The organism is Companilactobacillus farciminis KCTC 3681 = DSM 20184, assembly GCF_002706745.1.
In the GTDB taxonomy this organism is placed as follows: domain Bacteria; phylum Bacillota; class Bacilli; order Lactobacillales; family Lactobacillaceae; genus Companilactobacillus; species Companilactobacillus farciminis.
Window position 1 is genome coordinate 1,087,961 of the sequence record NZ_CP017702.1, and the last position, 15,630, is coordinate 1,103,590.

A 15,630-nucleotide genomic window follows, 5' to 3' on the forward strand; every position below is an offset into this window, starting at 1 on the left:
TATGCTTAAAAAACTTATAATCAACAATTTTGCAATTATTAATAAATTACAAATTGATTTTCATCATGGTATGACCGCCTTGACTGGTGAGACTGGTGCCGGTAAGTCAATTATTATCGATGCCTTGGGATTGTTAGTTGGAAGCAGGTCTTCAATTGATTTTATTAGAACTGGTCAAGAACAACTGAAAGTGCAAGGACTATTTGAAGTAAAATCAAGTAGTCCTCTTTTTGCTATTTTGGACGAATACGGCATCAATCATGAAGATAACCAGTTGATCATCAAGCGCGAAATCAATCGTAAGGGACGTAATGTTTGTCGAATCAATAATGAATTGGTAAAAACAAATGTTTTACGACAAGTTGGTAAATTCTTAGTCGAAATCCATGGTCAAAACCAACAACAAGAATTGCTTGATGAAGATAACCATATTAATATCTTGGATCGATTTTCCGATGACGATTTTCAAAAAGATTTGTTGGCTTATCAACAGCTTTTTAATGAATATCAGGATAAACGCAGTCGCTTGCGAACGATTCAAAAAAATTCTCAAAACTTAGTTCAAAGAATCGATATGTTGAAATTTCAAATCGAAGATATCGATAGTGCCAAAGTTGAAGCTGGAGAAGATGATAAATTAGAAGACGAAAAGAATCAGTTGTCTAATTTTGAGAAGATCAGTTCAGCGTTGCAAGAGAGTTATCGAGGTCTGTCGGAGAACAATGTTGGTGTCGTTGATGCTTTAGGAAATGTTAGAGACCAATTGGAAGATATCATGGACTATGACAAGTCGTATAAAGAGTTATATGATTCTGTCAATGGAGCTTATTACCAGTTGCAAGACAATGCAGCGACGATTGCTGACCAATTAGAGAATTTGGACTTTGATGAGAATCGTTTGGACAATATTCAAAAACGCTTGATCACTTTAGATAATTTAAAAAAGAAGTACGGTCCAACTTTGGACGAAGTGATTGAATTTGGCAAAAAAGCTCATCAAGAACTTTCAGAGATTGATATTGATGATGAAACTGAAGCCAATCTGGAAAAAGAAATTCAGCAATTACAAAATAAATTACTTGATTTAGCTAAGGACTTGTCTAAAAAACGTCATCAAACGGCAACATTTTTAGAAAAATCTATTAATCATCAACTAAAAGACCTTTACATGCCAAATGCTAGATTCGGTGTTTCATTCAGTTCTTTGGATGACAATAATTTGTCCAATAAAGGAATCGACCAGATTCAATTTGATTTGAAGACTAATCTAGGTGAAGATTTTAAACCATTAGTCAAAGTTGCATCTGGTGGTGAGTTGTCGCGTGTTATTTTGGCATTTGAAGCTATCATTGCCGAGAAGATGAATGTAGAGACAATTGTCTTTGATGAAATTGATACTGGTGTCAGTGGTCGTGTAGCTCAAGCAATTGGTGACAAAATTTATAAAGTTTCACAATTTCTACAAGTTCTTTGTATCACGCATTTACCTCAAGTAGCAGCCATGAGCGATCTTCAATTTGAGATAAAAAAAGAGACCGTCAAAGACAAAACTGAAACTCAAGTTTCGTTGCTTGACGATCTACAAAGAATTGAAGCGATATCCTTGATGCTGGCTGGAACTAAGGTGACTGATCTAACTAGAGAGCATGCTAAAGAATTGTTGGAATTAGCTCAAGGTGAACAAAAACGTTTAGATTAAATTAATAGACTTCAGATTGTTTAGAGTGACAATGCTAAAGAGGTCGTTGTTGACCTTGAAAACGTATTTATTTTGATTAACTTGTGAAATAAATTTGCCATGAAGTTGATTGTCGTTTAACATTGTAATAACGACAGAATAATTTTTTTGGAAACTTTGTTCTGCAAAAAGCTGTAATTGCATTAAAGGCATTTGTTTTAGTTGATTCTTTGTTCCGTATTTGAGATTAAAATCGAAATTATTATTAATAAAGCTAGTGGTGTTGTTGATTAGATTTGTAGTGAAACGATTGTGTAATTGTCTTGCTTGCATTTTTTAAACCCCCGAACGCTTGTTTGTACTTTCATTATACGAACAAGCGTTCGAAAGAGCAACTTTATTTTTATATTTCTTAAGAAATTTTTATCTTGACGTGGCTCAAAGTCTTGAAAAACATGCAAATTTATTGCATTATAGATATCAATATTAAAATAGATAGTAGGGATAGTTTAATTATGTCAAGGGGAATGTTAATCGTTTTATCAGGTCCATCTGGAGTTGGTAAAGGAACTGTTAGAAAAGCCATGTTGAAGAATTCATCAATTAAATTTGATTATTCAGTTTCGATGACAACGCGTCAAATGCGTCCTGGAGAAGTCGATGGAGTCGATTATTATTTCCGAACAAATGAAGAATTTGAAAAGGAAATAGAAAATGGTGGCATGCTTGAATACGCTAAGTACGTTGACCATTATTACGGAACTCCTTTAAAGTATGTCAATCAAAAGCTTGATGCCGGAATTGATGTGTTACTAGAAATTGAAGTCAATGGTGCTATGCAAGTTCGCGAAAAGATGCCTGATGGCGTATTTATTTTCTTGACACCACCCGACTTGACTAGCTTGAGAGACCGTATTACTCACCGTGGTACTGATGATGAGAAGACCATCGACAAGCGTATGGAAAAAGCCAAAAAAGAAATTCAAATGATGACTAGCTATGACTATGCCGTCGTAAATGATAAAATACCTAATGCAGTCGAAAAAATTGAAGGTATAATTAAGAGTGAACACTTAAGAGTGCCACGCGTAATTGACCAATACAAAAAAATAATAGGAGATTGATAATTTATGATTATTTATCCATCAATTGATAAACTTTTAGATCGAGTTGACTCTCGTTATTCACTAGCAGTTCTAGCTGCCAAACGTGCTCACGAATTGGAAAATGGTGACGTTGAACTATTGAGCCATTATGAATCACCAAGAACTGTTGGTCGTGCATTTGAAGAAATTGCTGATGATAAAATCGAAATCGATCCTAATTCAATTCTTCTTGAAAAAGAAGCTGAAAAGGTTGAAGAAGAGAAAAAAGAAGAAAACTAATAAGATTATTCCTTCACTGATTTGCGAATTAGTGAGGGCTTTTTTATTCTTGAGGAAAAATAGGTGGTTTTTATGTCAGTAGCAGAGATAATCGTTGATGTACCGACAATGCAAACGAATCGACCATTTGAATATGAAATTCCTGATAGTTTAGCTGAAGTAGTCGTTGCCGGAATGCGCGTTGAAGTTCCTTTTGGACGTGGCAAGAGAAAAATCCAAGGTTTTGTCATGAAGGTAAAGGATAAAAGCGACTTCCAAGGCAAATTAAAACCCATCACTCGAGTGATAGATTTGAAACCCGTTTTATCAGATGAAATGCTGAAATTATCGTATTGGTTAGCTGATCAAACGTATTCTTTCCAAATCTCTTGTCTACAAACAATGTTGCCTAGCGTGATGCGTGCTAAATATCAGCAATTCGTAATTCCAATTGTAAAAGACGACCCTGAAGTTCAAGCATTATTATCCAATCAAGATAGTTTAGAAATTACTAGTTCGCTTGATGATCAAACGATTCGTCTTATTAATAAATTACGTAAAAACAACAAAGTCGATATTCAATATGTTGTTAAAAATAAAGCCGTTCAAGTAAAACGACAAGCTGTTACGACGGATTTGAATGTTATTCAATTACATGAAGCTAAGAGTAAATTGCGGGCAAATGCTTCTTCACAAATTAAATTATTAGCTTTTTTGGCTGATCATTTACAAGAATTGCCAATTGAATACAATGTTTTGGAAAAAGATTACGGCATCTCCAGATCAGCTATCAAAACAGCTGAAAAAAATGGTTTGCTAAAAACGACTGAAGTTACGAAATTGCGTAAACCAGTTGGTATCACACCAGAACAGACGACTAAATTGGCTTTGACCTCGGAGCAACAAGTGGCCGTGGATGAAATTTCTCAAGCTATTACAGAAGAATCGGCTCAAACCTTTTTGATTGAAGGTGTAACTGGCAGTGGTAAGACGGAAGTCTATTTGCAGACGATTGAAAAAGCTTTGCAACAAGACAAAACGGCTTTGATGCTAGTCCCAGAAATTTCTCTGACGCCACAAATGGTCAACCGAGTCGTGGGTCGTTTTGGTGATCAAGTAGCGGTGTTACATTCTGGATTGTCTAATGGCGAGCGATACGATGAATGGACGAGAATTGAAAATCACGAAGTAAAAGTCGTTGTCGGAGCAAGAAGTGCTGTTTTTGCACCGCTAGATAAAATTGGCTTAATAATTATCGATGAGGAACACGAAGCTAGTTATAAGCAAGACGACAATCCAAGATACCATGCTCGTGACGTAGCGTTATGGCGGGCTAAGGTCAATAAATGTCCGGTTGTCTTGGGTAGCGCTACTCCGTCACTAGAGTCAAGAGCTCGAGCTGAGAAGGGCGTTTATCACTTGATAAGGATGAAAAAAAGAATCAACAATCAAACCTTGCCCCACGTTCAAATCGTGGACATGCGTGATTCTGAGAATTCAGCAGTCAAAGGCGACTTTTCACCGGTCTTGCAAACTAGTATTCAAGAAACTTTGGACAATCATGATCAAGCAATTATCTTGTTGAATCGACGTGGATATTCATCGTTTATGATGTGTCGTGAATGTGGTTTTGTTTTGAAATGTCCTAATTGCGATGTCTCGTTGACTTATCACAAAGATTTAAGAAGGATGAAATGTCATTATTGTGGACATGAGGAATCTGTTCCCAATATGTGTCCTAATTGCCACAGTAAAAAGATCGGCTTTTACGGTACTGGTACGCAAAATATTGAACAACAGTTAAATGACCTTTTTCCACAGGCTAGAGTTTTGCGAATGGATGTTGATACGACTAGAAGAAAGGACGCTCACGCAAAAATTTTGCAACAGTTTGGCCAGCATAAGGCTGATATTTTGTTGGGAACGCAGATGATTGCTAAAGGATTGGATTTCCCTGACGTTACTTTGGTTGGCGTAATCAATGCCGATACGACGTTGAGCTTGTCTGATTATCGGGCTAGTGAAAGGACCTTTCAATTGTTAACTCAAGTCAGTGGTCGAGCTGGTCGGGCCCAAAAAACTGGTCATGTAGTAATTCAGACCTTCAATCCCGATCACTATGCGATAAAAGATGCTGCCAAACAAGACTATGAGACGTTCTTCAAACAAGAAATGTACTTACGGCATCAATCTAATTACACGCCATATTATTTTACGACCTTGATCAGCGTTGCCAATCAAGATGAAGGTCAAACTTTAAAGCAAGCCTATTGGTTGAAAAAACAGCTTCAAACGGCTTTATCAAAGGATGCAATTTTGTTGGGACCAAGTCCAACGATGATTTCTCGGAAACAAAACAAATATTATTATCAAATTATTGTAAAATATAAACATGAGCCAAAATTGCACGAACGATTGCTCGAAATCTTGAATGAAACTCAAGCGGATGCTAAAAAAGGTTTTACGATTGCAATCGATAATGAACCACAACACATTGATTAATGAGGATGATTTAATGACGAAGATTATATTTTTAGGAACACCAGAATTTTCTGCAACAGTTCTAAGGGGATTATTAAAAGAAGGGTACGACGTAATCGCCGCAGTTACTCAACCTGACAAACCAGTTGGTAGAAAGCAAAAACTTCAAAAGAGTCCAGTTAAGTTAGTAGCTGAAAGTGAAAATATCAAACTTTTCCAACCTGCTAAATTGCCAAAAAGTCCTGAAGTTGAAGAATTAAAAGCATTACACGCTGATTTGATTATTACAGCGGCTTATGGTCAATTTTTGCCAACTAGTTTTTTGGAATCAGCTAAAGTTGCTGCTATCAACGTTCACGGTTCACTCTTGCCAAAATATCGTGGCGGTGCACCAATTCAATGGTCACTCCTAAACGGCGACAAGGAGACCGGTATTACTATCATGTACATGGTCAAAGGGATGGATGCTGGTGACATTATTAGTCAAGAGAAGTTGCCAATTGAAAAAGACGATGACAATGGTAGTTTGTTTGAAAAAATGGCAATCGTTGGTCGTGAACTTTTATTGGATACAATCCCTAAGATTTTAAGTGGCGATATCAATCCTATCAAACAAGATCCTGACAAGGTTGTCTTTTCACCTAACATTTCAAAAGAACAAGAACATATCGACTTCACGCAACCTGCTGAAACAGTCTTTAACCAAATTCGTGCTTTAAGTCCTGATCCAGGAGCTTGGACGATGTTAGACGGTCAAAGAACAAAGCTTTATAAGACTGAAGTTGTTGAATTGAATTCCCATCAAGCAGTAGGAACTGTTGCTGACCTTGGTAAGAAGAGATTAGTTATCGTTGCAGGTGACGGCCAAGGCGTTTCTATCAAAAAGATTCAACCAGCTGGTAAAAAAGTCATGGATATTGCCAACTATATGAATGGTTTAGGTAAAAATCTAGAAAAAGGACAACAAGTAATTGATGAAAAATAATCCTCGCGAACTCGCCGTAGAAGCACTAACTAGAGTTTTTAAAAATAAAGCTTATTCAAATATTGAAATCAACAACATTTTGAAGAATTCCGACATGTCTGATGCCGATAAACGTTTGATGACTAATATCGTTTATGGTGTCATTCAACATAAATATGTTTTGGAATATCAACTAGAACCTTATTTGAAAGATAAGAAACTAGATTTGTGGTTAGATCTATTGCTTCAAACTGCTATCTATCAATTGTCATATCTTGACAAGATCCCAGAACACGCAGTTTTGAACGAATCGACTGAAATTGCTAAGCAAAAAGCTAATCGTGGTGCCGGTAATTTAGTCAATGCTGTCTTGAGAAATTTCCAACGTCACGGTGCTCGAGAAATGTCTGGTAAAGACAGTGTTTATGATTTGAGCAAGTTTTACAGTGTACCTCGTTGGCTAGTGCAATTGTTTATCGATCAACAAGGCTTAGATAAGACAAAAGAAATTTTGAAATCTATCAATCAACCTTCACACGTCTCAATTCGTGTCAATACTAATAAGACAACTGTAAAAGATTTACAAAAGACACTTCAAAGTAAAGGTTTTGACGTAAAACCAAGCAAAATTTCTTCAGTTGGGTTAATCTGTGAGAGTGGAAACTTGGTTAATACTGATGAATTTAGAGATGGCTTGTATACGATTCAAGACGAAAGTTCGATGCTTGTAGCTCCTGCACTTGATTTATTGCCAGATAGTCGAGTTTTGGATGCTTGTGCTGCACCGGGTGGTAAAACGACTCATATCGCTAGTTACATCAAAGACGGCGAAGTGACAGCTTTAGATATTCATAAGCATAAGACCAAGTTGATTCGTGATAATAGTCAAAGAATGGGCTATAGCGATATTATTAGTACTGGAGCAATCGATGCTAGAAAAGCTAAAGACGTTTTAAATACAACTTTTGATCGTATTTTGGTTGATGCCCCATGTTCCGGTCTAGGTTTGATCAGAAGAAAGCCAGAATTAAGATATTTCCGCCAAGAAGAAGATTTGATGAATTTGCAACGAGTTCAGTTACAAATTTTAGACAGTATGGTTGATTTACTAGAGGTCAATGGTAAGTTAGTTTTCAGTACTTGTACTTTTGATGATGAAGAAAATGAAGCAGTCGTAAAGAAGTTCTTAGCTGATCATAAAAACTTTGAACTTGAACCTGTTAAGCATGAAGCCGTTATGGATAAATCAGTCAAAGACGGCATGCTAAAAGTTCTACCAAGTGATTACTTTACAGATGGTTTCTTTATAGCTACTTTCGTTAGAAAAAATTAAAGAGGTAAGGTCTAAACTGATGGAATATGCGTTACTAACTGATGTTGGAAAACTCAGAGAGAACAATCAAGATTATGTGAATGTTTTCAAAAACAAAAAGGGAATTGTCTTTGGAATTGTAGCAGATGGCATGGGTGGACACCGTGGCGGAGATGTTGCATCTGATATGGCAGTATCCCATTTAGGACATAATTTTGAAGAATCAGAAGTTGACGAAATTAGTGAACTTCGTGAATGGATTATTCGAGAATTAAGTAAGGAAAATGATCGTATCGTCTCCGTATCAAATCAATTTGATGATTTAAATGGTATGGGAACGACGATGGTTGGCGTATTTTTTGTTGGGTCCAAAATGATGGTCGTCAATGTCGGTGATTCGAGATGCTATATTTATGCAAACGATGAACTGAAACAATTGAGTGTTGATCATTCATTGGTTCATGAACTTTTAGAGACAGGTCAAATTAGTCCCGAGGAAGCTGAGAATCATCCGCAAAAGAATATCATCACGCAAACTCTTGGCGTATCACAAACAGTTCAGCCACGAGTAAAAGATTTTGATTTAGTTAATGATGCCATTATTCTTTTGTGTACCGATGGTTTGACTAATATGGTCCCAGAAAATGAAATCAAAGATATTTTATCTAATAAAAAGATGGGTCTTGAGACTAAATGTCATCTTTTGATCGACAAAGCCAACGCTGCTGGTGGAAGAGATAATATTACCGCCTTACTCTTTTCTACGAAGGATAACGGAGGTAATCATTAGATGGAAAAAGGTTACCTAGTAGGCGGTCGTTATGAGATTCTAGGTACGCTTGGTGAAGGCGGTATGGCTAATGTTTATTTAGCCAATGACACTTTGTTAAACCGTAAAGTTGCTGTCAAAGCATTGCGGTATGATCTTCAAGATGATGAGTCCGTTAAAAGGAGATTTGGTCGTGAAGCCAAGGCAACTAGTGGTCTCTCCAATCCCAATATCGTTAATGTTTTAGATGTCGGTAATGATAACGGAGTTCAATACATTGTTATCGAGTACGTTGATGGTCCGAATTTAAAGAAATATATTCGAACGCACTTTCCAATCCCATATCATGAAGTGGTCGATATCATGAAACAAATTTGTATGGCCGTTTCTGATGCTCATGAGCATGGAATCATTCATCGTGATTTAAAGCCAGAGAACATTCTGGTCGATGAGAAAAAAGATCCCATTCAAGTGAAAGTTTCTGATTTTGGGATTGCTTTAGCTTTGAGTGAACGTTCGATTACGCGGACTAATTCTTTGTTAGGTTCAGTGCATTACATGTCTCCAGAACAAATCAAAGGACGCCCAGCAACAGTTTTGTCTGATGTCTATGCTTTAGGAATCGTCTTGTTTGAATTGTTGACGAAGCACGTACCATTTACTGGCGATACGGCAGTGACTGTAGCATTGAAGCATTCTAAAGAAGAAATGCCAGACTTAAGAAAAATCGATCCTGATATTCCGCAGCCATTGGAAAATGTTGTTTTGAAGGCTACTGCTAAAGACCCTGATCAGCGTTACCAATCAGTTAAGAAAATGTGTGAAGATTTAAATACCTGTCTGATGCCTGAACGAAGCGATGAGCCAAAATTCATTCCGACTCCAGTCAATGACTTAGAAGAGACTCGTGTGATGGAGCCAATGGATACTAAGCGTGAAGAAAATACGCCCGTTCCAAAGAAACCAAAAATGAGTCGTAAGAAGAAAATGATCTTGATGCTTTCAATCATTCCCATTGTTTTAATTTTATTTATTATTGCAATGGTTATTAAGAGCAATCAGGAAACGACAGTGCCAGATCTATTCAATTTAACCGTCAAACAAGCAAATGTCATGCTCAAAAGTTCTAATTTGTCAGCAGGTGACATCTCTAAAGAAAATGACGATGACGTTGAAGCTGGTCATGTGATCAAGTCCGTTCCTGCTAAAGGATTGAAGTTGAAAAATGGTGCTAGTGTCAATCTAGTAGTCAGTTTGGGAGCTAAGTACTATAAGATGCCAAAATTAATTGGCCAAGATTATGACGACGTTTCGGCTAATTTAAAGAAACGTGGTTTTAAAATCAAAATACGCTACAAAGCAACCAATGAATATGCTGCTGGAATAATCATGAAGCAAAGTATCGATAGCGGTAAAAAGGTTGTTACAAAGAATAAGCCACTGACGCTTACGATTGCTAAAGTAAAGACAGTTAAACCAAAGACGGTCAAAGTTCGCGATCTAACTGGCTATAATTTAAAGAGTATTCAAGATTATGCAACAGAAGCACATCTAAGATTAGATACGTCATATGCTTATTCAAGCGATATTGAAGAAGGCTTGTTAGTCAGTCAATCGCCAGAAGCTAATACGACTATCAATCAGGGAGAAACTTTGAGCGTAGTTATCTCTAAGGGTCCAGACCCAGAAAAGACCACAGATAGCGATAGTGAAAATTCTAATAGCAATACCAATTCAAATACTACTAAGACAGTCACAAAGGATATAACGATTCCTTACGATGCTAATGGCGACAACAGTATAACGATTTATATTTCTGATTCTACGCACAGCATCAATTCGCCATATCGAACAATGACTATTAGTGAAGATACACCAGTAACGTTAAGTTTTAATTTAAAAGATGGACAGACAGGATCCTATATAGTTGAGCGTAACAACAAGACTGTATTAGGCGGTTCAGTCAATAGGTGATGTATGGAAAAAACAGGAAGAATTATAAAATCAATCAGTGGATTTTATGATGTTTTAGACGATGAAAGCAACGTTTTAGTACGAACTAGAGCTCGCGGAAATTTTCGTAAGCGTAAGATCAAGCCTTTAGTTGGTGACAAAGTGAGTTTTGACTCAACGGGAGATTTGGGTTATATTTTGGAAATTTTGCCTCGTGAGAATAGTTTGGTACGTCCACCGATTGCAAATGTCGACCAAGCAATTGTCGTAACTTCAGCGGCAGAGCCTAATTTTTCTAGTAATTTATTAGACAAAATTTTGGTAAATATCGAGCATAATGAGATTGAGCCTGTAATTTATTTAACAAAGGCTGATTTGCTGTCTGATGAACAATACGCTGAGTTAAAGACAACTTTGATGGGTTACCATGAACATGCCGACTATCAAGTTTTTTGTGACCGCGACAGCTACAATGATCAACAAGTTTCCAAGCTAAAAGCAACTTTTGCGGACAAAGTGACAGTCTTTACTGGTCAATCAGGTGCTGGGAAGTCAACTTTGCTAAACCACATCGATCATGATCTGGGTTTGGCAACGGCAGAAATTTCTCAAACATTGAATCGTGGTAAGCATACGACCCGTCAAGTATCGTTGTTCGATATTGAAGGTGGTTTAGTTGCTGATACACCGGGATTTTCTTCAATTGATCTACAAAATATTCCTGCTGAAGAATTGCCAAAACTTTTTCCTGAATTTTTGAAATACAGTGATATGTGCCAATTTCGTGGATGTCGCCATGTGAATGAACCTAACTGTGCTGTAAAAGAAAAACTTTCAGAAGGTCAGATAATGCAAAGTCGTTATGACAATTATCTCTACTTTTTGAATGAAATTAATTCGTACAAAAAAAGATATTGAGGAGTTGATTTTTGATGACAGTAAAGATTGCACCATCAATTTTATCTGCAGATATTATGAATCTAGAACGAGATGTTAGAGCCGCTGATAAGGCAGGAGCAGATGTTTTTCATATCGATATGATGGACGGAAACTTTGTCCCTAACATGTCCTTTAGTCCTAGCGTCGTTGAAGGGATGCGTCGAGTAACTGACAAGCCTTTGGATATCCATATGATGATGGAAAATCCAGATGCTTATATCAAACCAGTGATTGATGCTGGAGCTGATACAGTCTTGATTCATGCTGAAAGTACGCAACACATCTACCGTTCAATTGATTTGGTAAAAAGCTATGGAGCCCGTGCTGGGGTAGTTGTTAATCCTGGAACGCCTCTAGAGACTGTAAAAGAGCTTTTCCCAATCATTGACCAAATTCTAGTTATGACAGTTAATCCCGGTTTTGGTGGACAAAAGTTCATTCCTGGTATGACTAAAAAGATTCAACGTTTGGATCAATTACGTCAAACAGCTGCCGATGACAATTTTGAAATTGAAGTCGATGGTGGAATCAATGCTGACACGATCAGTCAATGTGCTCGAGCTGGAGCTGATATTTTCGTAGCTGGGTCATACTTATTCAATGGTGAAGCTGGCTTAGAAAAGAGAATCGATGACATTCGTTCTTTGGCTGTGGAAGCAAAGCAATGAAACGAGTAAATATTCTTTTAGGTGGTCCCGATAGCGAATATCCTGACGAGTTAAAAAAGAGTATCAAAGCAATTCCTGGACCTTGGGTTGGAGCAGATCGAGGCAGTTTGCATTTGATGGCAAGTGGGATAATCCCTGAAATTGCGATTGGAGATTTTGATTCTATCAACAAAAAAGAACAAAAACTCTTGCAAGATAATGTGCCAGTCTTTGAAAAATTCCCTCCTGAAAAGGATGATACGGATTCTGAGCTGTGTTTGTTGGCAGCTAAGGAAAAGTACAATGCTCAGGAGTATTACGTTTATGGAGCCACAGGTGGCCGTATCGATCACTTTTTAGTTAATTTGTTCTTGCCATATGATTCGAGATTCTTGGACTTTTATGACAAGTTGTATTACAAGTCAGCAACCAATACGATCAGATTCTTCAAACCAGGTCGTTATACGATTTTTCACGAGAATTCAATGAAATACGTAGCTTTTGTTAATTTAGGACCAGTAACGCACCTGAATTTGTTTGATGCTAAGTATAAATTGACAGACTACAGCGTGGAACATCCAGTCAGTTGGGCTAGTAATGAATTCGTCAAAGATACGATCGACTTTAGTTTTGAAAGTGGCATCGTAGCCGTTATTCAGAGTAAAGATAAAAAATAAATTTAAGACATTTTCTGATGGAAGATGTCTTTTTTTATGCCCATTAAATCAAGGGGTTGAGAGTATTTTTAAAATAAAGATTAAATGCCAAAAGAAAATTATTTTCAAAATAACGTTGACAAAGAAAAACTACTAGAGTAAATTAATCACCAATCAAACGATTAAAAATTAATTAATCTTATTAGACGTTGAAGAGAAGAGTAGATCAACTATTAGTTTGAAGAGTGACCATCGGATAGTGAAAAGGTGGAGCGAACGTTGATTGAAGATGAGCTTGGAGTCTTACCTAGGTGCAAGCCAAAGGTACGCAAGGATGCGATATCATCCCGGACATGTTAGTGTCGTTGAGGTATTTTGTGTAAGCAAAATATAAATTAGGGTGGTATCACGGGAAATCGTCCCTACAATTCAGATTTAGGTCTGTTTTGTAGGGGCGATTTTTTACTGTCTCTTTGTGGCTATGCCACTTAGAGACAGTTATGGGGAAGCTTTAGCTTCCGTATTCCTTAGTTGTAGGGGAATTTTAATTTTCCCACAACGTATTGGGGCAGCTCAGTCCCCATAGTCAACATCAGAATTTGATATTAATTATTTAACCAATCGAGGAGGCATTTTTGTGAAAAGTTTATGGCTTAGACCAACATAAAAATTAGAGGATTATTAGAATAGAGGAGGAGAAGGAAATGAGAAAAGGGAAAAGTTTAATTGTTACAGTACTTTTAGCACTGTCGGTTATTTTATTGGTCGGCTGTGGAAATCAATCAAAGGCGGCTGATGACGACACCATCGTTGTTGGTTCGCAAGGTTCAGACCTAGATATTTGGGAACACATTGCTAAGAGTTCTCAAGCCAAGAAATTAGGTTTGAATATCAAAACTAAGGAAATCACTGATGGGGCACAACTTAACTCCGCCACAAGTCAAGGACAAGTCGATGTCAATGCTTTTCAATCATGGTCTTATTACAAGGCTTACAATAAACAAAATCCTAAAGGAAAGTTAGCTGCTTTGGGAACAACTTATTTGGAACCTTTGGGAATTTATTCTAAGAAATATAAGAGTGTTGAAGATATTCCTGATGGCACGACCATCGCCATTGCTAACAATCCTGCCAATACATCACGAGGATTGTTGTTACTGCAAGCAGCCGGTTTGATAACTTTGAAGAAAGATTTTGGAGCTTTAGATAATACCAAAGATATTACTTCCAATCCCAAAAATCTTAAATTCAAGGAAATCGACGATACCACCGGTCCAAGAGTTTTAAATGACGTACCAGTAGTTCTCATTTCTAATACAGTTGCTTTGGAAAGTGGACTTCACGTTTTGACTGATTCTATCTACCACGAAAAGATTGATCAAAGCACCAAAGAAAACGTCAATATTCTAGCAACTGCTGATAAGAATAAAAATAATGCTAACTACAAGAAATTAGTTAAGCTCTACCACAACAAGAAGATTCAAGAATACATCAAGAAAAAATATTACGGAACTAAGATTGAAGTTAATAAACCATTAACATATTTGGAAAATAAATAAAATTTTAAGGAGATAATTATTATGGCTAAAGTTGAAAGTTTTACATTGGATCACACAAAGGTAAAGGCACCATACGTTCGTTTGATTACTGAGGAACACGGAGCAAAAGGCGATGCAATTTCAAATTACGATTTGCGTTTAGTACAACCTAATGAAAATGCTATTCCTACTGCAGGTTTGCATACGATTGAACATTTGCTAGCAGGACTTTTGAGAGACAGACTAGACGGCGTGATTGATTGTTCTCCATTCGGTTGTCGTACAGGTTTTCATTTGATTACTTGGGGTGAACATTCAACTACTGAAGTTGCTGAAGCTTTGAAAGGCGCTTTGACAGATATCGCCGAAAACATCGAATGGAAAGACGTTCAAGGAACTGACAAATACAGTTGTGGTAACTATCGTGATCATTCATTATTCTCAGCTAAGGAATGGTCAAAGAAGATTCTTGAAGAAGGAATTTCTAACGACCCTTATGAACGCCACGTAATCTAATTAGTAAAGAAGGTTAATTATGAGTCTATTTACATCTTTAGAGAAAAAAATCGTCCTCGTCACTGGTGGTTTTCAAGGTATCGGACGTGAAGTGGTGACGACTTTTCAAAACGAAAAAGCAATTGTGATTGCAGCTGATCTATCGTATCAAAATAGTGATTTGAAACGACTGAATGACTTTGAATATCAAATTCATCTCGATGTCAGTGACGAAACTAGCGTCAAAAATTTAGCAGATCAACTAAAAACTCAAAATCTTACTCCCAACATTTTAGTTAATGTAGCTGGAATTTCGACGATGGATTATTTAATCGACAGTCAGACGAGTGATTTTGATAAGACTTTAGCTGTTAATACACGTGGAACTTACTTAGTCAGCAAATACATTGTTAAATTGATGGTTGCCGCCAAACGTCCTGGAAAAGTAGTTTTGATAGCTTCGCAAGCTGGTAAAAACGGTTATCGTGCGATGTCAGCTTACGTTGCTTCTAAACACGCCGTGCTTGGTTTGACAAAGACTCTGGCAATCGAAGTAGCCAAAGACCAAATCAATGTCAATGCAGTTTGTCCCGGTATTATTGAGACTTCAATGAAGCATCGTGAAAGAAAAGATGGTGCTAAAATCAGGGGCTTAACCGCTGACGATATTGAAAAGGAAGACAACAGCCAAGTACCACTAGGACGGACAGGAACTCCTAAAGATGTTGCCAATGTCGTGTTGTTCTTAGCTAGTCCATTGTCAGATTATATGACTGGACAGGGCATCAACGTAACTGGTGGAATGACGATGAATTAAAAAAATAAGCTAGCCAA

15 protein-coding genes are annotated in these 15,630 nt (G+C 37.1%); 14 read left to right on the forward strand and 1 reads right to left on the reverse strand.

All coding sequences use genetic code 11. The annotated features are described in order from the left end of the window. Position 1 precedes the first annotated feature (1 nt). On the forward strand, positions 2-1,699 hold the full coding sequence (gene recN, locus LF20184_RS05380; RefSeq protein WP_010019415.1) for a DNA repair protein RecN: 1,698 nt from the start codon (positions 2-4) through the stop codon (positions 1,697-1,699). On the opposite strand, the gene LF20184_RS05385 is transcribed toward recN, so the two are convergent. After that, positions 1,691-2,011: a hypothetical protein gene (locus LF20184_RS05385; RefSeq protein WP_010019416.1), complete on the reverse strand. Its 321-nt coding sequence runs from the start codon at positions 2,009-2,011 to the stop codon at positions 1,691-1,693. The genes recN and LF20184_RS05385 overlap by 9 nt on opposite strands. Positions 2,012-2,190: 179 nt before the next feature. On the opposite strand from LF20184_RS05385, the gene gmk reads away from it, so the two are divergent. The 13 genes from gmk to LF20184_RS05450 all read left to right on the forward strand — a co-directional run bounded on the left by gmk (position 2,191) and on the right by LF20184_RS05450 (position 15,613). Beyond that, positions 2,191-2,802 (forward strand): guanylate kinase, encoded by a 612-nt coding sequence (gene gmk, locus LF20184_RS05390; RefSeq protein ID WP_082607430.1) that lies wholly within the window; start codon positions 2,191-2,193, stop codon positions 2,800-2,802. A gap of 6 nt (positions 2,803-2,808) precedes the next feature. Next, positions 2,809-3,063, forward strand: a complete 255-nt coding sequence (rpoZ, locus tag LF20184_RS05395) for a DNA-directed RNA polymerase subunit omega (protein ID WP_010019419.1) — start codon at positions 2,809-2,811, stop codon at positions 3,061-3,063. A 72-nt stretch (positions 3,064-3,135) separates the two neighbouring features. Further along, positions 3,136-5,544 carry a primosomal protein N' gene (gene priA, locus LF20184_RS05400; RefSeq protein WP_010019421.1) on the forward strand — a complete coding sequence of 803 codons (2,409 nt, stop codon included), beginning with the start codon at positions 3,136-3,138 and terminating at the stop codon, positions 5,542-5,544. A 13-nt stretch (positions 5,545-5,557) separates the two neighbouring features. Then, positions 5,558-6,508: a methionyl-tRNA formyltransferase gene (fmt, locus tag LF20184_RS05405; protein WP_010019423.1), complete on the forward strand. Its 951-nt coding sequence runs from the start codon at positions 5,558-5,560 to the stop codon at positions 6,506-6,508. Beyond that, the gene (rsmB, locus tag LF20184_RS05410) at positions 6,498-7,820 is read left to right on the forward strand and encodes a 16S rRNA (cytosine(967)-C(5))-methyltransferase RsmB (RefSeq protein WP_010019425.1); all 1,323 of its coding nucleotides are present in this window, start codon (positions 6,498-6,500) and stop codon (positions 7,818-7,820) included. The genes fmt and rsmB overlap by 11 nt, the downstream gene beginning before the upstream one ends. Positions 7,821-7,839: 19 nt before the next feature. Then, positions 7,840-8,589, forward strand: coding sequence for a Stp1/IreP family PP2C-type Ser/Thr phosphatase (locus LF20184_RS05415; RefSeq protein ID WP_010019426.1), 750 nt, complete (start codon positions 7,840-7,842; stop codon positions 8,587-8,589). Next, the gene (pknB, locus tag LF20184_RS05420) at positions 8,590-10,542 is read left to right on the forward strand and encodes a Stk1 family PASTA domain-containing Ser/Thr kinase (RefSeq protein ID WP_010019427.1); all 1,953 of its coding nucleotides are present in this window, start codon (positions 8,590-8,592) and stop codon (positions 10,540-10,542) included. Between the two features lie 3 nt (positions 10,543-10,545). Beyond that, positions 10,546-11,439 carry a ribosome small subunit-dependent GTPase A gene (rsgA, locus tag LF20184_RS05425; protein ID WP_056945149.1) on the forward strand — a complete coding sequence of 298 codons (894 nt, stop codon included), beginning with the start codon at positions 10,546-10,548 and terminating at the stop codon, positions 11,437-11,439. Positions 11,440-11,453: 14 nt separating this feature from the next. Next, entirely contained in the window at positions 11,454-12,128 is a 675-nt protein-coding gene (rpe, locus tag LF20184_RS05430; RefSeq protein WP_010019429.1) for a ribulose-phosphate 3-epimerase, read from the forward strand. Next, positions 12,125-12,784 (forward strand): thiamine diphosphokinase, encoded by a 660-nt coding sequence (locus LF20184_RS05435; RefSeq protein ID WP_010019430.1) that lies wholly within the window; start codon positions 12,125-12,127, stop codon positions 12,782-12,784. The genes rpe and LF20184_RS05435 overlap by 4 nt, the downstream gene beginning before the upstream one ends. Before the next feature lie 683 nt (positions 12,785-13,467). After that, positions 13,468-14,322 (forward strand): MetQ/NlpA family ABC transporter substrate-binding protein, encoded by an 855-nt coding sequence (locus LF20184_RS05440; RefSeq protein ID WP_010019431.1) that lies wholly within the window; start codon positions 13,468-13,470, stop codon positions 14,320-14,322. Positions 14,323-14,343: 21 nt separating this feature from the next. Next, positions 14,344-14,817 carry an S-ribosylhomocysteine lyase gene (locus tag LF20184_RS05445; RefSeq protein WP_010019432.1) on the forward strand — a complete coding sequence of 158 codons (474 nt, stop codon included), beginning with the start codon at positions 14,344-14,346 and terminating at the stop codon, positions 14,815-14,817. Between the two features lie 19 nt (positions 14,818-14,836). Beyond that, entirely contained in the window at positions 14,837-15,613 is a 777-nt protein-coding gene (locus LF20184_RS05450) for an SDR family NAD(P)-dependent oxidoreductase (protein ID WP_010019433.1), read from the forward strand. The last annotated feature ends 17 nt before the right edge of the window (positions 15,614-15,630 follow it).